Consider the following 24,123-nt stretch of genomic DNA (forward strand, 5'->3'; position numbering starts at 1 on the left):
ATAAAAAACCCCATAATACGCAGTTTAGATTGCATATTATGAGGTTTTAGTCAGACTTTTAGGGCTTGATCAATATAATCAAATAGATTGAGTGACCTTTTCGATAATCTCAGCCGGGAAGTTCATACGCAGCATGACTTGCTCAATCATTTGCTGTTTACGGCTGGTATTATTATTGGTGATCACCCAGAAACGGGGTATTCGGAATCGCCTTAGGCTTCGTCGTTTGACCGTTGGCCAGCAGGGTCTGCTCATTGTCCGCAAAGTAAACACGTTTACGGCCTTTCACTAACGTGGCGTCAGAAAAGCTGGCAGGATCGATGCGATGAAGAGTGGAAAGCACCAGCATAAAACGATCAACCGCTTTTTTCAGACCAGCAAATTCGTCTGAAATCAGCAGAGCGCGCATCTCTTTCACGCCATCCAGTTTCGTTTCTTGCCCAGCATCTTTACTCACAACTATACCTTTCGGCTCCACCGACAACTTAGGAGCAACAGGAGTGCTTTGGCCATCCGCTTTCAACAGGCGGCGCAGAATGTCCGACGCGCTCTCGCCGATGTGCTGGGTCTGGCTTGCAATGTAACGGTATAGATCCTCATCTACCTCAATTGTTTTCATTCGCTTTTCACAATCTCAATGTTTAAACTCTGGGGGATTATAGCGAGATCTTTGCCGAGACTCTACGTTAAACCCATTACTAATAAGATAAAATGTCAGCACTTCTGAATTACAAACTTGAAGGTGAGGGTCACACCGTTGTCTTGATCCATGGCCTGTTCGGTAATCTGGACAACCTGGGCCTGCTGGCCCGCGACCTGAAAACCGATCATCAGGTCCTGAGTGTCGATCTGCGTAACCATGGCTTGTCACTGCATAGTGAACAGCACAATTACGCCCTGCTCGCTCAGGATATCAAACAGTTACTCGAGCATCTTGATATTGGTGATGCCATCGTGATCGGCCATTCCATGGGCGGCAAAACAGCAATGAAACTGGCCGATATCGCCGCCGATCGTATGCGCCAACTGGTGGTGATGGACATTGCTCCTTACGCTTACCGCGAACATCGCCACCAGCAGGTTTTTTCCGGTCTGAGCGCAGTTGAAGAACAAAAGCCGACTTCGCGCAGTGCCGCAATGGCGATTCTTGCCGAGCACATCGAGCTCGATGGCGTACGTCAGTTCCTGGGTAAGTCCATGTATAACCGCGACGGCATCATGGCCTGGCGCTTTAACGTTGCCGCCCTTAAAGCGAACTACGCGTTTATTATGGGGTGGGAACCGATTGCCTGTTGCACTATTCCGACCTTATTTATTAAGGGTGGTGACTCCGATTATCTGACCGCCGAGCATCAGAGCCAGGTTCAGGCCCAATTCAGCCAGGCCAAGGCGCACGTCATCGCCAATACCGGGCACTGGCTACACGCAGAAAAGCCGGTCGAAGTGCTGCGTGCGATACGCAAATTCATCGCATGAGATAACGCACCGGATTTGTCGGCTGATCGCGGTTTTTCTCATCCGCCAAGTGTGAAATCGATTCTCATCCGCGCATTAACTTTGCCCGACAACAATGGTATAGTGCGCGCAAGCAAATTGGCATAAAGGACTACCATGCTGTACGACTACATGAACATGCTTGAGTCTGTCGGACTCGATCTGCTGTTTGCGTCTATATTCTTTCTGATCGGAATGGCAATAAAAGACGTTTTAAAACAAGGTAATGTTCCGCCTTTTGGCCGTCGTATCGTGTGGCTGGTTCTATTTTTAGGTTGTGCCGGCTTTATCGCCAAAGGCATTATCCAACTGAGTTGGGAAGGAACCGGACTTGGCTGATGCCCACGCGTTCAACCAGCGCCAACCCATAACAATTTAAAGGTAAAGACTCTATGGCAAGTGTAGGTATCTTTTTTGGTAGCGATACAGGTAACACCGAAGCTATTGCAAAGATGATTCAGAAACAACTGGGTAAAAAACTGGTTCACGTTCAAGATATTGCTAAAAGCAGCAAAGAAGACATCGATAATTTCGATCTGTTGCTGCTTGGTATCCCTACCTGGTATTACGGTGAAGCTCAATGTGACTGGGATGATTTCTTCCCTGAATTAGAAGCCATTGATTTTTCTACCAAGCTCGTCGCTGTATTTGGTTGTGGTGACCAGGAAGACTACGCTGAGTACTTCTGTGACGCGATGGGCACCGTGCGTGACATCGTTGAAGCAAAAGGCGCAACCATCGTGGGTCACTGGCCAACCGAGGGTTACGAGTTTCGAAGCGTCGAAAGCGCTGGTTGATGAAAACCACTTCATCGGTCTGTGCATTGATGAAGACCGTCAGCCAGAACTGACTGAAGAACGTGTGACCAAATGGGTAACCCAGGTCTACGAAGAGATGTGTCTGGCTGAGCTGGAAGACTAAGCTTGTCGCACTGATTCAAAAAACCCTGCCTGGCAGGGTTTTTTATATCCGCTTACACTTACCACATCACCTGACCGATAAACGGTGCCACCAGCACGGTGATAATTCCCGCGATCATCATCGCTACGCTCGATACCACGCCTTCGGAATGACCAAGCTGATAAGCTTTAGCAGTACCAGCGCCGTGGGCAGAAGCTCCCAGGCTGGCCCCACGCCCAAGTCGCGAGCGAATCGACAACAAGGTAAAAATTACCTCGCCGACCAGCATACCTATCACCCCCGTCAGCACCACAAACAGCGCAGTGAGATCGGTTTGTCCGCCGACTGACTTAGTGGCCTCGACCGCAAAAGGTGTCGTGATTGAACGCATCGCCAGGCTGCGTTGCAGCAATTCCGGCAACTCCAGCCAACGGGCCAGAAATACCGTAGAGCTGACCGCAACCACCACAGAAACCACCACGCCGGCTGATAAAGAGAGCCAGTGGCGCGCGATCAAATGCCGGTTATCATAGACAGGAACCGCAAACGCTACCGTTGCAGGACCAAGCATCCACACCAGCCAGTGCGACTCGGCCATATAATCCTGGTAAGAAATATGCAACCCCACTACCACCAGAATAAGTAACACAGGTACCAGCAGCAACGGCATCAGCAAAATAGTCTGCTTACGGCGATAGAGCGCCTTACTGGCAAAATAGAGCACTAATGTCATTAACAGACAAACTGCCCCCAACAGCGAAGTTCCGGCAGCCATCATGATGCTTCCTGCCCTAACTGACTGCGCCGCCGCGCCATTTTGAGCTCATACCGATACAGCTTATCAACGACCCAAGCCGTACAGGCGATCACTATGATGGTACTCAAAACCAGCACCAGCAGAATACGCAGCCCTTGCTGGGCGAGCATGTCCTGATAATTGATCACTGCTACCACCGCCGGAATAAAAAACAGCAACATCTCGGCCAGCAACCAGCTGGCACCACGCCGGAACCAGTCCACTTTGACCACCCGGCACATTACCAGGGCCAGCAGCATCAGCATACCGGTTAAATTGGCCGGCAATGGCAGATGAAAGTGTGCCACCAGCTCATCAGCGATGAACCAGATCAGGGTCAATGCTGCGATCTGACCCAGAGTCATCACCGCGTTCATCAGTTTTGTCATTGCTCACTTGCCTGTTTTGAGAAATCCATCACAGTATAGGCAGAGAAAAAACCATCATAAAATGAATTTTTATTATTCAATTCATGCCAAAATGGAATGCTTAGCAACCGGAGTGAACGACATGGACATCAAAGCGCTGCGTTATTTTATTGAAGTGGTCAACGAACAGAGTTTTACCCGGGCATCAGAGAAGTTGTTTGTCACTCAACCGACCATCAGCAAGATGATTCGCAGTCTGGAGCAGGAAGTCGAACAGCCATTGCTGCACAGGGAAGGACGCCGTTTCTGGCTCACCGATGCCGGTGAAGTGGTTTACCAGCGCGCCGAACAGATTCTGGCCCAGTTCAACCAGCTCAATGCGGAGCTGCTCGACCTCAACCAGTTGCAACGCGGTCACCTGCGCCTCGGGATACCGCCCATGGTCGGCCACATGTACGCCGGACTGATTCGCCAGTATCGCCAAGCTTTTCCTAATGTCGAAATGACGATTGTTGAGTACGGCGGGCGTAAAATTGAGCAAGCCGTGTATAACGGTGACCTTGACGTCGCCGTCACCATGCTCTCGCCCAGCGCCGCCGATACACTCAATATTCTCGAGCTCGACAGTTACCCGATTTGCGCCGTGCTGCCGGATGTCGCGCCCTGGAATCAGATGGACAGTGTGCACTGGCAGGATATTCAGCACGAGCCGTTTTACCTGTATACCGATGATTTTACTCTCAGCGAATACATCGCAACGCTGTGTCAGCAACAGGCGATCAAACCTTCTGTCGCGGCACGCAGCAGCCAATGGGACTTTCTGGTCGCCCTGGTCAAAAGCGGCGTAGGCGTCGCTTTTTTACCTGAGCCTTTGTGTCATCGTATTCAGGGGGAAGGTGTGGTGATAAAAGCCATGTCCCCTTCGATCGAGTGGCGCTTGGGCGCTATCTGGCACGCCGAGCGCTACGTGCCACGCACGGCGGAAGCGTGGATTGATGTATGCCGGGCTTATCGCAACCGCATACGCTAGCACTGCTGCCGGTAACGCCGCTCGGCACGCTCGTCCTGGGTCGTAATCCGGCTGGTCGACGGTGCCGGCGCTATCAACTCTGCCGGCGTTATCAATTCTGCCGAGCTTAGTGACTCGGCCAGAGCCGCATTTTCCGAACGCACAGTTGTTTGTGATGCCATCGCCTCTGAGGGCTCCACATCGCGGTATTTGGGCTTCTTACGCACGTACAGCTGACGGTGCACTTCCGACACCACTTCACCATGTGCGTTTTTGACATGGATGATGAATTCGGGAAAACACTTATCACCACATGCAGTTGCAGCCAGAATATCATCCAGTTGCTGTTGTGAGATCAAAAAGTCCGCATACAAATCGGTATGGCCGGGTTTTATAAAATTGATACTCGCCTGCTTGTCCCAGACATAATACTGATCGCCGAGGATCCCCATCAGCATCAGAGCATAAACCGGGTCGGTTAAAGAAAAGATACTGCCGCCATATTGCGAGCGATTGGCATTTTTGTTCCACCAGCGCAGTTTTAACTGCAGACGCGCTTCACGAAAATCATTACTGATAGTTACAATTTTAATCCCTGAGCCCCAAAATGGCGGCCAGCAGTTCAATGCCCATTTAACCACATTAGGACGATAGAGTTTTGCGAGGGTTGTATGCATTATGTTAATACCTCTGACGCAATCTAAATACCCAGTCAGCGCAAAATCAGGTAGTTAACCGCTCAACTACCCAAAGGCTTACCGCTGCCAAATGTTAATAAAGTGTAACTGGTCGGATTACCTATATCAGTGATGTATCCCCGCTTTATAATAATTAGTAGTAACCCTTTGAAGTTCGTGGTTTATTGTTCGCGGCGACTAACCTATAATGTTGGACAACATTGACTTCTGTTAATTACTGCAGATCATCAACGGGAAAGTATATGTCAGACAATAACCAAGCGCTAAAGGATGCTGGTCTTAAAGTAACCCTTCCACGGCTCAAGATTTTAGAAGTATTACAGCAGCCTGAGTGCCAACATATTAGTGCTGAGGAGCTGTACAAGAAGCTGATTGATCTCGGTGAAGAGATTGGCCTTGCCACAGTTTATCGGGTACTAAACCAATTTGATGATGCAGGCATCGTGACCCGTCACCACTTTGAAGGCGGTAAATCGGTATTTGAACTGTCAACACAGCACCACCATGACCACCTGGTCTGCCTGGACTGTGGTGAAGTAATTGAATTTTCTGACGACATGATTGAACAGCGTCAGAAAGAGATTGCGTCACAGTACAATGTACAACTGACCAACCACAGCCTGTATCTTTACGGCAAATGCGCAGACGGAAGTTGTAAAGACAACCCTGACGCTCACAAGCCGAAGAAATAAAAAAAACCACCGTTTACGGTGGTTTTTTACATCAGACGACTGACTTAACTCAGAAATAATCCCGAATCAGCACCTCAGCAATCTGCACTGCATTGGTGGCCGCACCTTTACGTACGTTGTCAGCCACAACCCACAGGTTAATGCCGCTATGGTGACTGATGTCATTGCGGATACGTCCTACCATCACATGATCTTTACCACCGGCATCACGCACCTGGGTCGGAAAGTCTTCGCCCTTGAACACTTCCACACCTTCAGTGTGCTCCAGCAGATCAATCACCTGCTCGGCATCAATCGGCGAGCTGGTTTCGATATGCAAAGCTTCAGCGTGACCATAGAAAACCGGCACACGCACACAGGTCGGGTTCACCGTAATCGCCGCATCATTAAAGATTTTCTGCGTTTCCCACACCATTTTCATCTCTTCTTTGGTGTAGCCGTTTTCCATAAACTGATCAATTTTCGGAATACAGTTGAACGCAATTTGCTGACGAAACTCTTTGTTTTCAGCCGGAATACCGTTCAGTAGCTTAGCCGTCTGCCCGGCTAACTCATCAATTCCCGCTTTACCGGCACCGGATACCGACTGATAAGTCGTGACGTTAATACGTTCAATACCGACTGCGTCATAAATCGGCTTCAATGCCACCAGCATCTGAATCGTCGAACAGTTCGGGTTGGCAATGATGTTACGGTTACGGAAATCCGCTACCGCTTGCGGGTTCACTTCCGGCACAACTAACGGGATGTCGTAGTCGTAGCGGAACTGTGAGGTGTTATCAATCACCACCACACCGGCATCCGCAGCAATCGGCGCATACTGAGCCGATAGTTCACCACCAGCAGAGAACAGAGCAATATGGACTTGCGTCCAGTCGAAGTTTTCGACGTTTCTCTACCCGGACACTCTTGCCGTTGAAACGATAGGTTTTACCCTCACTGCGCTCACTGGCCAGCAGATACAGATTGCCGACCGGGAACTTACGCTCCTGCAGCACTTCCAACATCGTTTCACCGACGGCGCCTGTTGCACCGAAGATTGCAACGTTAAATTCTTGGCTCATTCGTTACCTCAATTTTAAAACCTAATTTCGCCAGTGGCTCCAGATTACATCCGGCATCACCAACGAGTGTGACCGCGCTATACTCACGTCTGTCCCAATAGTGTTTACGCATTTGGTCAAACGCGCCAGGTTTGTGTATTTCGCGACGGAACAGTGCGTCATCCCTACGCACATCATAAATCAGTTGAGTTAAAGTCAGCAGTGTGGCTTCATCCCAGGCCCGATCCAGCGTTACCTCAGGTACCGGTGCAATCGGCAGCAGACTGGATGGATTAGCACAGTGGGCTTCGCCCAGGAACTCACAGTAGCTGTTGAAAATCATCGTAGTGCCGCGCGCCTTGCCTTCCAGGCCATAACCGGCAACGTGTGGCGTAGCAAACGCCAGCAGAGGCAGCAGCGTCATATCGACTTGCGGCTCAAATTCGAATACATCCAGTGCAGCAGTGAAACCATCACGCTCCAGCAGACGCGCTTTGAGCGCTTCGTTGTCGACAATCGGACCACGGGCGGCGTTAATCAGGATCTGGTCACTGCGCAGATTCGCCAGCACATCGGCGTTGATCAGGTGATGAGTCGGCCATGCACCGTCTTTGGTGATCGGCGTATGCACAGTAATCACATCCGCTTCACTGAGCAGAGTCTCAAGCGGCGTGAAGTTACGGGAATCACCTTGCGCCTGTTTCGGTGGATCATTGAGCAGAACTTTGATTCCCATGCCGCTCAAGCATTCGGCCAGATAACTGCCCACCTGGCCTGCACCAATGATACCGACCGTCTTATCAAACACAGAAAAACCCTGTTGTTGTGACAACACCATCAACACACTGACCACATACTCCGCCACACCCACTTTGTTACAGCCTGGTGCCGCGGTAAAGAAGATACCGCGCTCTTGCAGCAACGCCTGGTCTACGTGGTCCATTCCCGCCGTCGCCGTACCGACAAACTTAAGCTTATTGGCCTTACTGATCAGTTCCTGGTTAACTTTGGTCACCGAACGAATCATCAGCGCATCGACATCAATCAGATCATCGGCGGTCAGAGTGCGGCCTGGTTTCAAAATCACCTCACCCAACTGGCTGAACAGCTCAGCTGCATAAGGCATGTTTTCGTCGATCACAATTTTCATACAGAGTTCACATTATTTTTATTGACTGGGGTTGCGTTGCTAGTGTGCTTGGCAGGTTAACAACGCATTGTGCAGAAAAGCGTTGCCAGTGTCGAGGATTAAACACCAGCCATAAAAATGCCCGGCACCAAAGATGGCCGCCGGGCAATAACCAGAACAAAAGGATCCTGTCCCGCTCTCCATGGGACAGAGTCTGCGTCTGTTCGATCAGCTTAACTGATCGGTTCTGGAAACGGATTGGTCAGAGGCGCTTAGCCTTGGTATTTCTTAATTACCAGAGTTGCGTTAGTGCCACCAAAACCAAAACTGTTTGACATCACAGTGGTCAGATCCTGTTCACGAGCTTCAGTCACGATATCCAGACCTTGCGCCGCTTCATCCAGGTTTTCAATGTTGATGCTTGGCGCAACAAAACCGTGATGCAGCATCAGGGTTGAGTAGATCGCTTCGTGTACACCAGCCGCACCCAGAGCGTGACCTGTCATCGCTTTGGTTGCTGAAATAGCCGGGCTCTTACCGCCGAAGACCTGTTGAATCGCACCCAGTTCTTTCACGTCACCAACCGGTGTTGAAGTACCGTGAGTGTTCACGTAGTCCACGCCGTCCACGTTTTGCATCGCCATCTGCATACAACGCACTGCGCCTTCACCTGACGGAGCAACCATGTCGTAACCGTCTGAAGTCGCACCGTAGCCGACGATTTCACCGTAGATTTTCGCACCACGTGCCAGAGCATGTTCCAGCTCTTCGATAACCAGCATACCGCCGCCACCAGAGATAACGAAACCGTCGCGGTCTGCATCGTAGGTACGAGACGCTTTAGACGGATCATCGTTGTACTTGGTTGACAGTGCACCCATCGCATCGAACATCATGGTCAGTGACCAGTCCAGTTTCTTCACCGCCACCGGCGAATACGATGTCCTGTTTACCCAGTTGGATAAGTTCCATTGCGTTACCGATACAGTGTGCAGATGTCGCACAAGCTGAGCTGATCGAGTAGTTTACGCCACGGATTTTAAATGGAGTTGCCAGACAAGCCGAAACCGTTGAAGACATAGTACGCGGTACCATGTAAGGACCAACGCGCTTCACGCCCTTCTCACGCAGAATATCGACCGCATTCACCTGGTTCAGTGAAGACGCACCGCCAGAACCAGCGATGATTCCAGTACGATCATTCGATACCTGCTCAGGAGTCAGACCTGCATCAGCAATCGCCTGTTCCATCGACAGGTAAGCGTATGCTGCTGCATCGCCCATAAAACGCATTTGTTTACGGTCAATATGTTCAGCAGGGTTGATTTTCAGGTCGCCCCAAACTTGAGAACGTAGACCTTTCTCTTTGAATTGCTCAGAAGCATTGATGCCTGACTTACCTGCTTTAAGAGACGCTAAAACTTCTTCGACGTTGTTACCGATACTTGAAACAATACCCATACCGGTGATTACGACTCGTTTCATGTGACATTCCTATAATTCAAAATTCTGATAAATGATAACGAAGAAGGATAACAAAAGTGGTCAGCTTTCCCATAAATCCGTACAATCCCGGCCCATAATTACGTCAAATATCATAGAATTCGCCCATTATGACTTCAATCACTCATGCACAACTCGGCTGGAACGAGGCCGGAACCCCGGTTTCTGACCAATTTGACGACGTCTATTTCTCTAACGTTAATGGGTTAGAAGAGACCCGTTACGTATTTCTGACCCAAAATCACCTTCCTCAGCGCTGGCACGAACACGATCAGCGCCGTTTCGTCATTGCCGAAACCGGATTCGGTACCGGACTTAACTTTCTTGCCGCTTGGCAATGGTTTGACAAGTTTAGACAGCAAAACCCACAAGCGACACTACAGCAGTTACATTTCATTAGTTTTGAAAAGTTTCCGCTCAGTCGCACAGATTTAGTCCAGGCTCATCAGGCATGGCCGGAACTGGCTGATTATGCCAGAAAATTACATCAGCATTATCCGCCTGCTGTGCCGGAATGTCACCGTATTGTGCTGGCCGATGGCGCAATCACGCTGGATTTATGGTTTGGTGACATTAAAGATTGCATGCCGGACGTTCCAGTCCCGGACAAAGGCCTGGTCGATGCCTGGTTTCCTGGACGGTTTTGCTCCGAGCAAAAACCCTGAAATGTGGAATCAGAACCTGTTTAACGGCATGGCAATGATGGCGAAACAAGACTGTACCTGCGCCACTTTTACGGCTGCGGGTTTTGTGCGTCGCGGCCTGATTGAAGCCGGCTTTGGCATGAAGAAAGTCAAAGGCTTTGGCACCAAACGAGAAATGATTGCCGGTGCCATGGGCGACAAACAGCCTGCCAGCAATATTAAACCCTGGTATCACATCGAGGCCCTGAGCGACGTCAAAGATGTGGCCATTATAGGGGGTGGGATCGCCAGTGCCGCTCTGGCTAAAGCACTGAGCGAGCGTGGTGTAGGCATCACACTGTATTGTCAGGACAGTGAAGCGGCTCAGGGCGCGTCCGGCAACCGCCAGGGCGCCGTCTATCCGCTGCTCAATGGTGAACACAGCGGCGTGTCTCGCGTGTTTGCCCCGGCCTTTTTGTACGCCCGCCAGTTCTTTGAGCAGATGGCAGAAAACATCGAATTCGATCACGACTGGTGTGGTGTGACTCAGTTGCTGTGGGATGAAAAATCAGCCAAAAAACTCAATAAAATGATCGCCGGTGACTTCAGTCACGATTTGGTCACCAAACTCAGCCCCGAGCAGAGCGCGCAAGCGGTCGGCTTACCGGTTGATGTGGAAAGTGTCCACTACCCGCTGGGCGGCTGGCTGTGCCCGGCTCAGTTCACCACCGGACTGCTGAACCATTTAACCCGACAAGGCAAACTGACTGCCCGTTATGATCATGAGCTGACTAAATTAGAATGGTTGGCAGACAGCCAGCGATGGCAGCTCTCTTTTGCCGGCACATCGCCCCAACAGCAGACGAGACATCACCAGTGTGTGATTATGGCCAATGGTCATCAGTTTGACGCCATAGAGCAAACCAAGCTGCAGCCGCTGGGTAAAGTCAAAGGTCAGGTCAGTCATGTACCAAGCAATGACACCCTGCAGTCACTGCGTTCGGTGTTGTGTTACGACGGTTACATGACTCCGGCCAATCCACACACCGCCACCCATTGCATCGGGGCGAGTTATGACCGCGAACACATTGACCGTGAGTTTGACGCGCAGGCACAAACCGAAAATGGCGCACGTCTGGCCAAATGTGTCAGTACACAAAGCTGGCCAGCCCAGGTCGACACGTCAGGTAACGACTCCCGTCAGGCTATCCGCTGCGTCAGCCGCGATCACCTGCCTTTTGTCGGCGGTATCGGTCAGATGGCGGAGATTCTCGAGCAGTACCAACAATTGGTGCACATGGCACAAGATGAAGCACCACGTGTGGCTCAGTATCCGCAACTGTATGGCTTGCTTGGTCTCGGTTCGCGTGGCCTGAGTTCGGCACCGCTTCTGGCCGAAGTCCTGGCATCCATCATCTGTGGCGATCCGCTGCCGCTGCCGGTCGATGTAATGGAAAGCCTGCATCCAAGCCGGATGTGGGTGCGCCGCCTGCGTAAAGGTAAAGCCATCAGTGAACAATAATTGCGCCGGGTAGATGGCAACCGTATTAAGTAAATAACAACCGTACTCAGTAGATAATAACCATACTGAGTCGCTAATAACCGCGCTGAGTGAACCAACCTTCGGTAAATCCGCCAACAAGATGGAAAAACCGTTCCGTCCGTAACAGCACAAAACAAAACGCCTCGCAATTTTGCGAGGCGTTTTTAAATTCATTGGCAGACAAAAGTCAGCCTTGACCTGTTGTCAGCTCATTAAGCCAGTTTAGCAACCGCTTCTTTCAGCTGAGCATTGACAGCGTCGTCTTTCACCTGACCCGCTTCCAGATCAAACACATCGTAGAAGTTTGGTACAGACAGTGACGCTTTCACGTTACCAGCAAAGAAAGGTGCAGAACCAACAGCAGCAGCCAGAACAGATTGCGCGCCGCCAGGGCCTGGTGATGTAGACAGGTAAACCGCTGGTTTGTTCTTAAACACTTCGCGATCGATACGAGTCGCCCAGTCAAACAGGTTTTTATATGCAGCCGGGTAATGGCCGTTATGCTCTGCGTACGAAATCACTAAAGCGTCAGCATCAGCCAAATCACGCAGGAAACGCTTGCGCACCTTCAGCCTGACCGATCTCTTTTTCCAGATCTTCGCTGAACATAGGCACGTTGTAGTCGCTGATGTTCAGAACTTTAACGTCTGCGCCATCTACAAGACCAGCGGTGTAAGTAGCCAATGCTTTGTTAATTGATGTTGAGCTAGTGCTAGCTCCGAATGCGATAACTTTCATGTCGGTAATCCTATGTGTTCGGTTGATGATGATAGAGTAATCATTCGACCGCTCAACAACAACTATAAAACTTTTATGGATTCATTCGAATAATTTGAACGATCGTGAGTCCTGCTATCAGGCCTGAGCAGCCAATTCCTGCCAAAGATCGGCAACAATGATGCGATCAGCTGGTGTCAGCTCTGAACGTGCCTGTTCCAGGCTATTCTCGATACGGTTTTTAAACTCGTTCAGATCATTAATGCCTTCTTCTTCACACGCTGCCGCGGATAACGAAATATGACCACGCAGATAACCACCGGCAAACAGCTCATCGTCCGACGCTGTCGCGATACGGGTATCAATCAGCTCAAGGAGTTTTTCTTCAAATTCAATAATCATAGTTATCTCGTTACTTCACAATAAATTGGTCTGGACTGAGCGGCGGCGTTTGGTAAAACGCGCGCAACGCTTGCGACAGCATATTCACTCGGGTTGGCAATCCGCTGGCCAGAATCGACAGTACTTCTTGTTGCACTTTGTGCATAAAAGCCAGCCGGTCCGGCTCAAAATCGCCGTTAAGGTTGTCACAACTGACCGTAAAAGGAAAGCCTGCACTCAGCGACAAAATCCACTCATACGCCTGGGGACGCACCTCTACCTGCTCAAACCGGGCCTGAACCGCTTCAGTTCGTCCGTCTGGTTCGTACCAGTAGCCAAAATCCTCCAGCAGACGGCGCTCGGGACCGGCGACGCACCAGTGGGATATTTCATGTAACGCCGAGGCATAAAAACCACGTGCAAAAATGATCCTGTGGTAAGGCGTGCTGTTATCCGCAGGCAGATAAACCGGCTCGTCATCACCGCGCACCAGACGGGTGTTGAAATCAGCAAAAAAGGTTTGATCGAAAATAGCGATCAAATCGGAATATTGGTGGGACATAAGATTAAGGTTAACAGTCATCGACAGCGCGCATTTTGGCGATTTTTTCGCGGCGGGTAAAGTGCAATCGGCCAGCGTGTGACAACCCGGGCTATGCACCAACAAAAACGCCCTCATGTGAGGGCGTTTTTTGGGAAAAGCTTGGCTTATCAGATAACCGGCGTTTCAGTGGTAACACCAAAATTCTGCCCGCGATGACGCAGCAGATGGTCAAGGACCACAATCGCCAGCATCGCTTCAGCAATCGGCACCGCACGGATACCGACACAAGGATCGTGACGACCTTTGGTGATAAGCTGAGTCGGCTCACCGGTACGGGTAATGGTATCGCCCGGAACGGTAATGCTCGACGTCGGTTTGAGCGCAATATTCGCCACTAAGTCCTGACCAGTTGAGATACCGCCCAGAATACCACCGGCATGGTTAGAGCTGAAACCCTGCGGAGTCAGTGGATCACGATGCTCACTGCCCTTTTGCTGTACTACATCAAAACCATCGCCGATTTCCACCCCTTTGACCGCATTGATGCTCATCAGTGCATGCGCAATGTCTGCATCCAGACGGTCAAATACCGGCTCACCGAGACCAACCGGTACGTTGGTGGCAACAACCTGAATTTTGGCACCAATCGAATCGCCTTCTTTTTTCAGATCGCGAATAAGTTGGTCAAAAGCCTCAACTTTATCGACATCCGGACAGAAGAACGCATTGTTATCAATTTCGTTCCAGTCCACTTTATCGATCGCAACATCGCCCATCTGTGCCAGGTAAGCACGGATCTCGATGCCAAATTCCTGTTTAAGGTATTTCTTGGCAATACCACCTGCGGCAACACGCATCGCGGTTTCGCGTGCCGATGAACGGCCACCACCACGATAATCACGCACACCATATTTCTGATGGTAGGTGTAGTCAGCGTGTCCCGGACGGAACTTATCTTTAATGTCGGAATAATCTTTGGAACGTTGATCGGTATTTTCAATCAGCAGACCAATCGAAGTGCCGGTCGTTTTACCTTCAAACACACCCGACAAAATCTTTACTTCATCGGCTTCGCGGCGCTGCGTGGTATAACGCGATGTGCCAGGACGACGACGATCTAAGTCGACCTGCAGATCTGCTTCACTGATTTCTAACCCCGGAGGGCAACCGTCTACGATACATCCCAGTGCGATACCGTGACTTTCTCCGAATGTCGTTACCCGGAAATGTTGTCCGATACTGTTTCCTGCCATTATGTCCTCAAATTAGCTTGCTGCGTACGTTGAACGCGACGCCCACAGCACTCATTACTATTCTTCGTGGAATCATAGTCGCTTTATTACGATTTGATGTAAAGCCTAAGCTTGCACTATTTGTGCAATCTTTCTCCCTAAAATGGGCATTACCTTTCCAACCCGCTGATTTAGATACTATCAGCCATTAAAAAGATAAAAAAACACCGGCTGCAAAGCCGGTGTTTGAGAAAACTGTCTTGCCTGTGTACACAGCTCAGTGCTGGTTAATCCAGATAGAGTGAAAACTCATCGGCACACGCCAGCAGTTGATCGCGGGTCAGCATGAATACACCGTGACCACCGTTTTCAAACTCGATCCAGGTGAATGGGATCTCCGGGTACTGCTCCATCATGTGGATCATCGAGTTACCCACTTCACAGATCAAAATACCTTTTTCCGTCAGGTAATTAGGTGCATTCGCCAGAATACGGCGTACCAGCTTCAGACCATCGGTTCCGGCCGCCAGACCCAGTTCAGGCTCGTGACGGAACTCATCCGGCAGACTGTTCATGTCTTCTTCATCCACATAAGGTGGGTTGGTGACAATCACATCGTACTGCTCTTTTGGCAGATCACGGAACAGGTCAGAACGAATCGGGTACACTTGCTGTTCCAGTCCGTGGTCCTGGATATTTTGCTCAGCGACTTCCAGCGCTGCGGCTGAAATATCAATTGCATCCACTTCTGCATCAGGGAATGCGTGCGCACAGGCAATCGCGATACAACCGCTACCGGTACACATATCCATGATACGTTGTGGCTCTTCCACCAGCCAAGGTTCAAACTGAGCCTGGATCAGCTCACCAATCGGTGAACGTGGCACCAGCACTCGCTCATCAACAAAAAATTCCAGCCCGCAGAACCAGGCTTTATTGGTCAGGTAAGCTACCGGGGTGCGATCTTTAATCCGCATCACCACACGCTCAACCACACGCAAACGCTCGCTGGTCGTCAGGCGTGAGTTCAACACATGTGGAGGCACATCAATCGGTAAATAAAGGGTTGGCAGGATCAGCTGAACCGCTTCATCCCACGCATTATCGGTACCGTGACCATAAAATAAGTTCGCAGCGTTAAAGCGACTCACCGTCCAACGAATCATATCTTGAAGCGTATGCAGCTCTGAAACCGCCTCTTCTACAAAAATCTTATCCAAACTTGCCTCCGAAAAGCGCTACAATACTGCCAATTTCGATTTATAACAGATTATCTAATCCCTAATGAGCAAAAAAGAGACCGAATTCAACGACAACTATGAAGTCGACACCGATGACGATTTCGCTTTATTTCAGGATGCAGTAAAGGGCGTTAAAAAGTTGGCGCAGGATACCATAATCCAGGAGCCAAACAGAAATCCTAAACAAAAAGAAACCCGTCGTAACGATCGCGAAGCCCGCGACAACGATTTCTACTTTTCCGATGAGTTCGTGCCCCTGCTCAGTGAAGAGGGCCCGACTCGTTATGCGCGCAGCGATGTGTCCAAATACGAAGTGAAACGCCTGCGACGCGGAGTCTATGTACCGGATGTTTTCCTCGACATGCATGGCATGACGCAACAGGAAGCCAAACGTGAACTCGGCGCGATGATTGCCTATTGCATCAAAGAAGGTACCCACTGTGCTTGCGTACAACACGGCATTGGTAAACACATTCTCAAACAGAAAGTCCCGCTGTGGCTGGCCCAGCATCCGGATGTAATGGCCTTCCACCAGGCACCGCTCGAATTCGGTGGTGCCGGCGCGCTACTGGTTTCTGCTGTCAGTCCCGGAAAAATAGTCAGTCGGCGAGAAATAACGGTAAGCAGCTATGACTTAATCTCTGAGTCATAGCCCTTTAGTACCTCATCTCATCCGGTATCGGCATATTCTCTTCTTTCAGTTTAGGTCGTTCGCCACCTTTACGCCGATATTGTTTCAGCTGGAACACATAAGCCAGAACCTGGGCCACAGCCACAAACAATCCGTCAGGAATTTCCTGTTCCAGTTCAGTGGTATGATACAGAGCCCGGGCCAGAGGCGGAGCCGGCACGATCATGATGTCATGCTCTCGCGCCACTTCCCGAATTTTCAGGGCGATGTGATCAACCCCTTTCGCGATCACCACCGGCGCCCTGTCGCGGTTTTGTTTATAACGCAGCGCAACAGAGAAGTGATCCGGGTTGGTAATAATGACATCAGCCTGTGGCACATCAGCCATCATACGCCGCTGCGCAGCCTCGCGTTGCAGCATCCGAATCCGCCCTTTCACCTCAGGCTTACCTTCGGTGTCTTTGTATTCGTCTTTAACTTCCTGCTTAGTCATTTTCAGCTGATTGGCGTGTTGCCAGATCTGAAACGGGATATCGATCGCCACTACTACCAACAGTGAACAGCTGATCAGTAAGACAAAATTAAGCAGAATATCCAGGGCATGAAAAATATTTTGCGGGAACACATCCAGACTGAGCTGAAACAGATCCTGTTTTGACGCTTCAATCAGATAAAACGCCATACCGGCAACCAGCAGGACTTTGAGAATCGATTTGATCAGCTCTACCCAGCTCTGCATGCCAAACATACGCTTGATACCACTGAGCGGATTCATCTTGGACAATTTTGGCATCGCCGCTTCCGCTGAGAAACTGATCCCGCCGACCCCGGCGGCACCGATCAACGCCGCAATAAATAACGTCACCAGAATAAGCAGCAGTGGCATCAGCAGCTGCACCAGCACACCGGAAATGATGTCGAACAGTTTGTTGACGTCAAAAATCTCTTCACGGCTGAGGTTAAAAAGCCGCCCCATCGCAGTCAGCAAACCGCCGGCCATCGACTTTCCGAACCACATCAGAGATAACGCGCCGACCACCAGTACCGACACAGACGCCAGCTCCTTCGACCGTGCAACCTGGCCTTTTTCTCGCGCCTGTTGCAACCGTCGGGGGGTAGCGTCTTCGGTCCTTTCTTGTCCGTCTGATTCTGCCAATTCAGCCTCCTGACACGCCGTGAATTAACATGTTAACCGGATCAGGCTGCACACCTGCTGTTCGCCCTGATTCCAGTACAGATCATAATGAGTATAGAGACCGCTGATGATATACCAGCACAGCAGTAAGCCGACCATCAGCGCAAAGGCAAAACCGAGTGAAAAGATATTCAGCTGCGGCGCAGCACGGGTCATCACCCCGAAGGATAAGTTGACTGTCAGCAGAGCGATGATGCCTGACAGTGACATACTGAGGGCCACTTTAAACATGGTCCCGAGCCACAACGCCAGCTCGCGGAAATCAACCGCGGTGAGCGAGCCACTGCCAATCGGCAGACTCTTAAAACTCATCACCAGCAATTGGATCATTTTCAGATGCCCATCGGTGGCAAGAAAAAACAGGGTAACCAGAAACATAAACAGCTGACCAAGCAGCGGCGTATTCTGACCGTTTCGCAGGATCGACCATGGAAGCAAAACCCAAACTCGCCTGCATGCCGAGGATTTGGCCCAGCATAACAAAGGTCTGCGCCATAAACTGGGTCACCATGCCCATCGCCACTCCGATGATCAACTGCTCCAGCGTGGTCATAAACCCCTGAAAAGAGAGCAATTGCAGATCAGCGGGCACCGCCGGAATCGCGGGCATCACCGCAAAGGTAATTGCCAGGCCAAGGTAGAGGCGAATACGGGTGGAAACAAATCTCGCGCCGGTGACACTCATCACCATCAACATCGCTGAGATGCGGGTATAGGGCCAGAAATAGTTGGCAATAAAGTCGAGGACGACGCTGGCTGGATATTCCATAAACCGGCCTAGTACAGCACCTGGGGCAGACGCTCAACGATGGAATAAAAGTATTCCATCAGCATTTGCGTCATCCAGTGAGCAAACGCCATCAGCGCCAGCAAAGTGACGATAAGACGCGGCAAAAAGCTCAGGGTCTGTTCGTTAATGGAAGTTGCGGCCTGAAATATCGCGACCACCAGACCAATCAGCAGGCTCGGCACTATGATGGCACAGACCATAATCAGGACCATCCACAGCGCATCACGAAACAGCTCGACGAAGACTTCTGGTGTCATTCAATGCTCCTGCTATAAGGCAAAACTGCCCGCCAGCGTCGACAGAATCAGATTCCATCCATCCACCAGCACAAACAGCATCAGTTTAAACGGTAACGAAACAATCATTGGCGACAGCATCATCATACCCATTGCCATCAACACAGAAGCAACGACTAAGTCTATGATCAAGAAAGGCAAAAACAGCATAAAGCCGATTTGGAATGCCGTTTTGAGCTCAGAGGTAATGAAAGCCGGGATCAGCACCGCCATTGAAACATCTTCCGGATTCTGCGCTTCCGAGCCGGAGATGTTGACGAAGGTCTCCAGATCTTTAACCCGGGTCTGCTTGAGCATAAAATCTTTCATCGGCTCCTGAGCCAAATCAAAAGCCTGCCGGGCGGTGATCTGTTCGTTGAGATAAGGCTGTACAGCCTGGTCATTAATACGGTTGAGGACCGGCGACATGATAAAAAAGGTCAGAAACACAGCAATACCGATAATCACCTGGTTGGACGGCGTCTGCTGCAGCCCCATCGCCTGACGCAGAATCGACATCACCACGACAATACGGGTAAACGAGGTCATCAGAATGACCATCGCCGGCAAGAAGCCGAGCATGGTCATCAGGGCCAGGATCTGCAGATTGACCGAGTATTCCTCTCCGCCATCGGCGGTTGTCGTCATGGTAAAGGCCGGAATGCCCCCGCCACCACTGCTTGAGCCCAGCGCCATCGTCCGGGCCGAACCCTGCTCACGTTCCATCGCAGAAACCGTCACATTTTCAGCGCCGGCGGCTGTGGCAGGGATGGGTGTTTCCAGTTTCCTGCTGTGCACTGGCCAACGGCGCAAACAGCAGTGCAGACATCCACATGAGCACAGCTATCCAGGACAGCCGGTCGGGCAAGCGCTTAAACAGAAGGTTTATTGTCATGTTTTTTCAGTAGCTGGGTCAGTTGATTAGTAAAAGAAGCCGCTTCAGTCTCCTGTAGCTGGAGTGGCTTATCCAGTTTTGAGATCAGTTGAACAGATTGTGCGGTTACCCCTATCAGGAACTGCTCTTCCCCCGCCTGTACTATCATCACCCGCTCTTTAGTTCCGACGGCCAGTTGCCTGACCACACTCAGTCCTTTCTGCTGACCAAAGGCCGGCACCCGCATGCGCTTGAGCATCCAGGCCATGGCTAGAATCAGCGCGATGACGAAAATCAAAGAACCCAGCGTGGTCGCCAGGTCCAGTTGATTATTCTCCACCGCCAGGGCCGGGGCCGAAAACATAGCCAGGCTTATGAGCTTTTTCATAAGCTATCTCAGTTTCTTGATGCGTTCAGTCTGACTGATCACATCGGTCAGACGGATACCAAACTTATCGTTCACTACAACTACTTCGCCATGGGCTATCAGAGTGCCGTTCACCATCACATCCAGCGATTCACCTGCGATGCGATCCAGCTCGACCACCGAGCCCTGATTAAGTTGCAGCAGGTTACGGATACTGATTTTAGAGCGCCCTACTTCCATCGAAATGGTGACCGGGATATCCATAATGGTATCCAGCTTGCGCCGCTCATCATCTGAAATAGGCTGAGAACTATCTTTCAGCTCATCCAGTGGCGCCGCCAGAATCTCATCGACATCAACCTCTGGCGCATTCGGGTCTTCCCCCAGTGCCGCAGCCCACTCGTCTGCAAGCTTTTGATCTTCTGATTTTGACATCTTTATTACCTATTCTAATCTGCGAATTTCAACATCGTTCTCGTCATCTTCCAGTTCGGCAATAATGTCCTTACCAAAGAAAGCGAGATCGGTCTTTACCACATCCGGGCGTTTAATTTTTTCCGATACCTGCACCGCCAGTTTATCGCCCGAGCGTCCCATCTTAACCCGGAAGGTCGGTAACTCTTCGACAAACATGGTGGCATGTTTGGGCATATTGATCGGGATAATATCGCCGACCTGCAGCTCCATCAGGTCACGCAGCGCCAGATCCTGCTCCAGCAGGTTAACGCGGAAATTGACCGGTACATCCATAATTTCTTCACGCAATGCCGAGCTCCAGCGGACATCAGTTTCCATCTTGTCTGACTGCACACCGGCATCCAGCAATTCGCGAATCGGCTCCACCATGGAGTAGGGCATCACTATGTGAAAATCACCGCCGCCGCCGTCCACCTCAACATGAAATGAACTGACGACAATGACTTCGGTCGGGCTGACGATGTTGGCCATACTCGGGTTCACTTCCGAATCGAGATACTCGAATTCCACCCCCATCACCGGCGCCCAGGCATCTTTGTAATCAGCAAATACAATTTTAAGCAGCAGTTGGATAACACGGCGTTCGGTCGGAGTAAATTCACGCCCTTCAATCCGCGCGTGGTAGCGGCCGTCGCCACCAAAGAAGTTTTCCACCAGGATAAACACCAGGCGAGCCTCCATGGTGACCAGAGCGGTACCTTTCAGAGGACGGAAGCGCACCATATTCAGGCTGGTCGGAACGTACAGGGTGTTCTGATACTCACCGAACTTCATCATCTGTACGCCGTTAATCGACACTTCTGCGGTCTTGCGCAGCATATTGAACAGGCTGATACGCAGATGACGGGCAAAGCGCTCGTTGATCAGCTCCAGGGTCGGCATACGACCACGCACAATCCTATCCTGTGAGGAGAAATCGAAAGATACCGCATTTGTGTCGGTATTATCTAACTCTTCTTCAACATCATCGACACCGTCCACACCGTGGAGCAGCGCATCGATTTCGTCCTGGCTTAATAAATCAGTCACACGTCACCTACTGCATTACAAAGTCAGTGAACAGGACCCGCTCAATCACAGGTTTACCGACGACTTTGGTCATGGCTGCTTTGATATCGTCTGTCGCCTGGTCACGCAGCTCAATACGGCCGGTAGCACTGCGCAACTGTTCCACCGTTGCCGCAGCAAAGGTACTTAATAACGTACTTTCGACCAGCGGCGAATGATAACGGGCCTGCTGTTCATTTTCTGCACCACGCACCATGAGCTGCACTTTAATCTGCACCATACGGTCACGCGCATCACCGCTGACATTGAACACAAACGGCTGGGCAATGTTGACGTAAGAGACCGGGTCAGCGACAGTTTCAACTTTCTCAGTGCTGGCTTCCTCTGCCTGCTCGCTGCTATCTGAGCCCATCAGGAAGAAAGCAGCACCACCGCCGCCCAGTAGCAATACGACAGCAGCAATGATGATGATCATCAGTTTCTTTTTACTTTTCGGGGCACCATCAGGTAGTTCTTCAACAGCCATAACTTACTCTATGTCGTTATTTTGTATTTAGTTTAAGCGTAATAACTGATTCCATCACGCTTTGCAGCCACATTCAAATCAAGTTTGACGTCTGTATCAAGGTTTTCTTCACCAGCAAAACGCTCGTTGCCTGAGGATTGACCGGATTGACCGCCACCACCTGCCGCATAACGCTGTTGCTGGCCTGAACTTTGTTGTTGCACCGAGGTATCTCCAAGCTGAACACCTTGTTGAGACAACATTTCTCTCAGGCGCGGCATAGAGTGTTCCAGCGCATCACGCGCCTGGTTGCTGGCAACGGTGAACTGTACGTTGGCTCCGTCACCATGCATGTTCATGCGGATGTGGAGACGACCCAGCTCAGGCGGATCGAGACGAATATCGATCTGCTTGAGGTTTTTAGACATCATCATCTGGACCCGTTGTGCCATATCATCCACATCCATTTCCTTACTCAGATGCAACGGCATCTGCGGCTGAGCCTGAGTTTGTTCTGCACGCAGGTTGGACGAAGTGGTATTCATGCCCTGCTGACCAGCAGCCGCTGCCACTTGGTTAGCAAAAGCGGAGTCCTGACCAGGCTGACCTGTTTTACTGTTAGTCAGCTTGCCTATCCCGCTACCGGCGAGTGCGGCCTTTAATCCGGCCGGGCTGAGACTCTCGGTTTGTGCCAGCATTGCCGGGTTAAGCGCCGGATTTACGCCAGCCGGATTGGCAGCGTTGGTTGTGACAGTCGCGCCATTAGTGGCATCCTGGACCGGTACGTTATGAGTTGACGCGCCGGCTTGCTGAGCCGGTTGTTGCTGCGCTGCGCTGGCCGGGTTATGGTGCCCCGGCTTAATTTTGTCTGCTTGCTCAGAGGAGAGCAGTGTGGTCTGAGCGCTGGCAGGATCCGAACCCGCAGCAGCTGCAACACCTTGTGCCACAGCGGTTAACTGCAGCGCATTGTCAGCAGAAACCTGACTATCTGACCGCTGGATCGGGAGTGGTGATGAATCAGCCGTCACTGGCACAACGCCAGGCGCGGCGTTACCTTTACCTTGCACAAGCTGCGCTAAGCTCTGGCTATCGGCAGCAGATTGAATCTGAACGTCTCCCGACTGGTTGGCAGCGCTGAGTGCATGATCCGCAGACGAAGACTGAGCCGACTCAGCGCTCAAAGCTGCAAGAATCGCCGCAGCCTGCTGCGGTGTCAGCTGTTGCAGTTTCCTCTGAGCTCATCTGGTCATCTAATCCCAGTCTGGTTAACTCCTCGGCCAGTAACTGAGTGACCTCTGAACCCTGCTCAGGATTGAGCGGAGTAACGGGCGCGGTTAGCAGAGCGTTGTCCGTTATAGTACTGCTCAGCATAGCCTTTGCGCTCATCGGGCTCACAGCCTGACCGGATTCCGACGCAACGCGCAATAACCCTTCATCTTCAGTATTAGTTCTGCTTGCAGTCTGCCCGGGTAACGGAGGCAAAGTTTTGCCGTTACTGGCAGCCAGTGCCTGATTAGCCTCTTTTAAACGGCCTATCAGCGCATCGCCGTCACTCATGACTTGCTGGGTTGTGGCATGCAGCGCTTGCTTGCCGTCACTTTCGTCAACAATAAAGCGTTGTAAATTCTTAGGAATATCTGGCTGCGCATCCGTTGCCTGCCCTTTGGCTGACGGAGCCTGCTCATCACCGCTTGCCGCGGCATGCGCACTGCCCTGAGTATTTTGACCAGGCAAAGCATCACCGTCGCCTTGTTCGAGCAGCGCTGCAGCCTGCTTGTCTTGCGCAGACAGCTTATCTTGCGTAGACAACTTATCTTGTACAGACAGCACCGCAGCTTGTGACTGCCCGGCCGTTTTTTTTGCATCACTTGATTCGCTCTGTTCAGAGGCGCCAAACAGCAGAGCCGATAATTTGCTCAAAAAGCCGGAGTTTTCCCCGCTTTCATCCTGCTGAACCAGTTGTCCAGCAGACTTAGCCACACTGGTGGCTTTGCTATTATCAGCAGCAGATGAGGTTGAGTTGACGTTCATAATTACTTAGCTCGTATATCAGGCTGCACACCTTAAAGGCAGCGAATCCACTGTCAC

At 51.0% G+C, this 24,123-nt stretch carries 20 protein-coding genes and 9 pseudogenes; 7 read left to right on the top strand and 22 right to left on the bottom strand.

Translation table 11 applies throughout. The annotated features are described in order from the left end of the window. Positions 1-78: 78 nt before the first annotated feature. Positions 79-619 (bottom strand): annotated as a pseudogene (gene seqA / locus ABDK09_19285) (replication initiation negative regulator SeqA). Positions 620-711: 92 nt separating this feature from the next. Between seqA and ABDK09_19290 the strand changes: the two are divergent. The 3 genes and pseudogenes from ABDK09_19290 (at position 712) to fldA (ending at position 2,415) form a co-directional block, all read left to right on the top strand. Next, positions 712-1,476 (top strand): alpha/beta fold hydrolase, encoded by a 765-nt coding sequence (locus tag ABDK09_19290; protein ID XAW89058.1) that lies wholly within the window; start codon positions 712-714, stop codon positions 1,474-1,476. A 135-nt stretch (positions 1,477-1,611) separates the two neighbouring features. Beyond that, positions 1,612-1,833: a DUF2788 domain-containing protein gene (locus ABDK09_19295; protein XAW89059.1), complete on the top strand. Its 222-nt coding sequence runs from the start codon at positions 1,612-1,614 to the stop codon at positions 1,831-1,833. Positions 1,834-1,886: 53 nt separating this feature from the next. Further along, positions 1,887-2,415 (top strand): annotated as a pseudogene (gene fldA / locus ABDK09_19300) (flavodoxin FldA). Between the two features lie 58 nt (positions 2,416-2,473). Here fldA and ABDK09_19305 read toward each other — a convergent pair. Continuing rightward, positions 2,474-3,172: an LrgB family protein gene (locus ABDK09_19305; GenBank protein ID XAW89060.1), complete on the bottom strand. Its 699-nt coding sequence runs from the start codon at positions 3,170-3,172 to the stop codon at positions 2,474-2,476. Then, positions 3,169-3,579, bottom strand: a complete 411-nt coding sequence (locus ABDK09_19310) for a CidA/LrgA family protein (protein XAW89061.1) — start codon at positions 3,577-3,579, stop codon at positions 3,169-3,171. Before ABDK09_19310 ends, ABDK09_19305 begins: the two co-directional genes overlap by 4 nt. A gap of 121 nt (positions 3,580-3,700) precedes the next feature. Between ABDK09_19310 and ABDK09_19315 the strand changes: the two genes are divergently transcribed. Further along, the gene (locus ABDK09_19315) at positions 3,701-4,588 is read left to right on the top strand and encodes a LysR family transcriptional regulator (protein ID XAW90785.1); all 888 of its coding nucleotides are present in this window, start codon (positions 3,701-3,703) and stop codon (positions 4,586-4,588) included. Between the two features lie 179 nt (positions 4,589-4,767). On the opposite strand, the pseudogene ABDK09_19320 reads toward ABDK09_19315, so the two are convergent. After that, positions 4,768-5,244, bottom strand: a pseudogene (locus ABDK09_19320) (DUF4442 domain-containing protein). A gap of 263 nt (positions 5,245-5,507) precedes the next feature. On the opposite strand from ABDK09_19320, the gene fcrX reads away from it, so the two are divergent. After that, positions 5,508-5,957 carry a ferric iron uptake transcriptional regulator FcrX gene (gene fcrX, locus ABDK09_19325; protein XAW89062.1) on the top strand — a complete coding sequence of 150 codons (450 nt, stop codon included), beginning with the start codon at positions 5,508-5,510 and terminating at the stop codon, positions 5,955-5,957. Between the two features lie 49 nt (positions 5,958-6,006). On the opposite strand, the pseudogene ABDK09_19330 reads toward fcrX, so the two are convergent. From ABDK09_19330 to fabB, 3 genes and pseudogenes are all read right to left on the bottom strand, one after another. Beyond that, a pseudogene (locus ABDK09_19330) lies at positions 6,007-7,021 on the bottom strand (aspartate-semialdehyde dehydrogenase). Then, the gene (locus ABDK09_19335) at positions 7,005-8,150 is read right to left on the bottom strand and encodes a 4-phosphoerythronate dehydrogenase (GenBank protein ID XAW89063.1); all 1,146 of its coding nucleotides are present in this window, start codon (positions 8,148-8,150) and stop codon (positions 7,005-7,007) included. Before ABDK09_19335 ends, ABDK09_19330 begins: the two are co-directional and overlap by 17 nt. A 251-nt stretch (positions 8,151-8,401) precedes the next feature. After that, positions 8,402-9,614: pseudogene (gene fabB, locus ABDK09_19340) on the bottom strand (beta-ketoacyl-ACP synthase I). 128 nt (positions 9,615-9,742) lie between these two features. Between fabB and mnmC the strand changes: the two are divergent. Further along, positions 9,743-11,777, top strand: a pseudogene (mnmC, locus tag ABDK09_19345) (bifunctional tRNA (5-methylaminomethyl-2-thiouridine)(34)-methyltransferase MnmD/FAD-dependent 5-carboxymethylaminomethyl-2-thiouridine(34) oxidoreductase MnmC). A gap of 233 nt (positions 11,778-12,010) precedes the next feature. Here the strand turns inward: mnmC and ABDK09_19350 are convergent. The 5 genes and pseudogenes from ABDK09_19350 to prmB all read right to left on the bottom strand — a co-directional run bounded on the left by ABDK09_19350 (position 12,011) and on the right by prmB (position 15,892). Next, positions 12,011-12,536: pseudogene (locus ABDK09_19350) on the bottom strand (NADPH-dependent FMN reductase). 117 nt (positions 12,537-12,653) lie between these two features. Continuing rightward, positions 12,654-12,917: a YfcL family protein gene (locus tag ABDK09_19355; GenBank protein ID XAW89064.1), complete on the bottom strand. Its 264-nt coding sequence runs from the start codon at positions 12,915-12,917 to the stop codon at positions 12,654-12,656. A 10-nt stretch (positions 12,918-12,927) separates the two neighbouring features. After that, positions 12,928-13,458: an elongation factor P hydroxylase gene (locus ABDK09_19360; protein XAW90786.1), complete on the bottom strand. Its 531-nt coding sequence runs from the start codon at positions 13,456-13,458 to the stop codon at positions 12,928-12,930. A gap of 149 nt (positions 13,459-13,607) precedes the next feature. Beyond that, complete coding sequence (gene aroC / locus ABDK09_19365) at positions 13,608-14,693, bottom strand: chorismate synthase (protein XAW89065.1); 1,086 nt, start codon at positions 14,691-14,693, stop codon at positions 13,608-13,610. Positions 14,694-14,959: 266 nt separating this feature from the next. After that, on the bottom strand, positions 14,960-15,892 hold the full coding sequence (prmB, locus tag ABDK09_19370) for a 50S ribosomal protein L3 N(5)-glutamine methyltransferase (GenBank protein XAW89066.1): 933 nt from the start codon (positions 15,890-15,892) through the stop codon (positions 14,960-14,962). 64 nt (positions 15,893-15,956) lie between these two features. On the opposite strand from prmB, the gene smrB reads away from it, so the two are divergent. After that, the gene (gene smrB, locus ABDK09_19375; protein ID XAW89067.1) at positions 15,957-16,565 is read left to right on the top strand and encodes an endonuclease SmrB; all 609 of its coding nucleotides are present in this window, start codon (positions 15,957-15,959) and stop codon (positions 16,563-16,565) included. 4 nt (positions 16,566-16,569) lie between these two features. On the opposite strand, the gene flhB is transcribed toward smrB, so the two are convergent. The 10 genes and pseudogenes from flhB to ABDK09_19425 all read right to left on the bottom strand — a co-directional run bounded on the left by flhB (position 16,570) and on the right by ABDK09_19425 (position 24,066). Beyond that, positions 16,570-17,700 (bottom strand): flagellar biosynthesis protein FlhB, encoded by a 1,131-nt coding sequence (gene flhB / locus ABDK09_19380; protein XAW89068.1) that lies wholly within the window; start codon positions 17,698-17,700, stop codon positions 16,570-16,572. A 24-nt stretch (positions 17,701-17,724) separates the two neighbouring features. Then, a pseudogene (fliR, locus tag ABDK09_19385) lies at positions 17,725-18,508 on the bottom strand (flagellar biosynthetic protein FliR). An 8-nt stretch (positions 18,509-18,516) separates the two neighbouring features. Beyond that, the gene (gene fliQ, locus ABDK09_19390) at positions 18,517-18,786 is read right to left on the bottom strand and encodes a flagellar biosynthesis protein FliQ (protein ID XAW89069.1); all 270 of its coding nucleotides are present in this window, start codon (positions 18,784-18,786) and stop codon (positions 18,517-18,519) included. 12 nt (positions 18,787-18,798) lie between these two features. After that, positions 18,799-19,639 (bottom strand): annotated as a pseudogene (fliP, locus tag ABDK09_19395) (flagellar type III secretion system pore protein FliP). A 37-nt stretch (positions 19,640-19,676) separates the two neighbouring features. After that, positions 19,677-20,066: a flagellar biosynthetic protein FliO gene (gene fliO, locus ABDK09_19400; protein ID XAW89070.1), complete on the bottom strand. Its 390-nt coding sequence runs from the start codon at positions 20,064-20,066 to the stop codon at positions 19,677-19,679. Between the two features lie 3 nt (positions 20,067-20,069). Beyond that, complete coding sequence (gene fliN, locus ABDK09_19405) at positions 20,070-20,480, bottom strand: flagellar motor switch protein FliN (GenBank protein XAW89071.1); 411 nt, start codon at positions 20,478-20,480, stop codon at positions 20,070-20,072. Between the two features lie 9 nt (positions 20,481-20,489). After that, positions 20,490-21,551, bottom strand: a complete 1,062-nt coding sequence (gene fliM / locus ABDK09_19410; protein ID XAW89072.1) for a flagellar motor switch protein FliM — start codon at positions 21,549-21,551, stop codon at positions 20,490-20,492. 7 nt (positions 21,552-21,558) lie between these two features. Then, complete coding sequence (fliL, locus tag ABDK09_19415) at positions 21,559-22,056, bottom strand: flagellar basal body-associated protein FliL (protein ID XAW89073.1); 498 nt, start codon at positions 22,054-22,056, stop codon at positions 21,559-21,561. Positions 22,057-22,088: 32 nt separating this feature from the next. Then, positions 22,089-23,216, bottom strand: a complete 1,128-nt coding sequence (locus ABDK09_19420) for a flagellar hook-length control protein FliK (GenBank protein XAW89074.1) — start codon at positions 23,214-23,216, stop codon at positions 22,089-22,091. After that, positions 23,206-24,066 carry a hypothetical protein gene (locus ABDK09_19425; protein XAW89075.1) on the bottom strand — a complete coding sequence of 287 codons (861 nt, stop codon included), beginning with the start codon at positions 24,064-24,066 and terminating at the stop codon, positions 23,206-23,208. The genes ABDK09_19420 and ABDK09_19425 overlap by 11 nt, the downstream gene beginning before the upstream one ends. Between the last annotated feature and the right edge of the window lie 57 nt (positions 24,067-24,123).

Source organism: Vibrio sp. CDRSL-10 TSBA, from assembly GCA_039696685.1.
Lineage (GTDB): Bacteria > Pseudomonadota > Gammaproteobacteria > Enterobacterales > Vibrionaceae > Vibrio.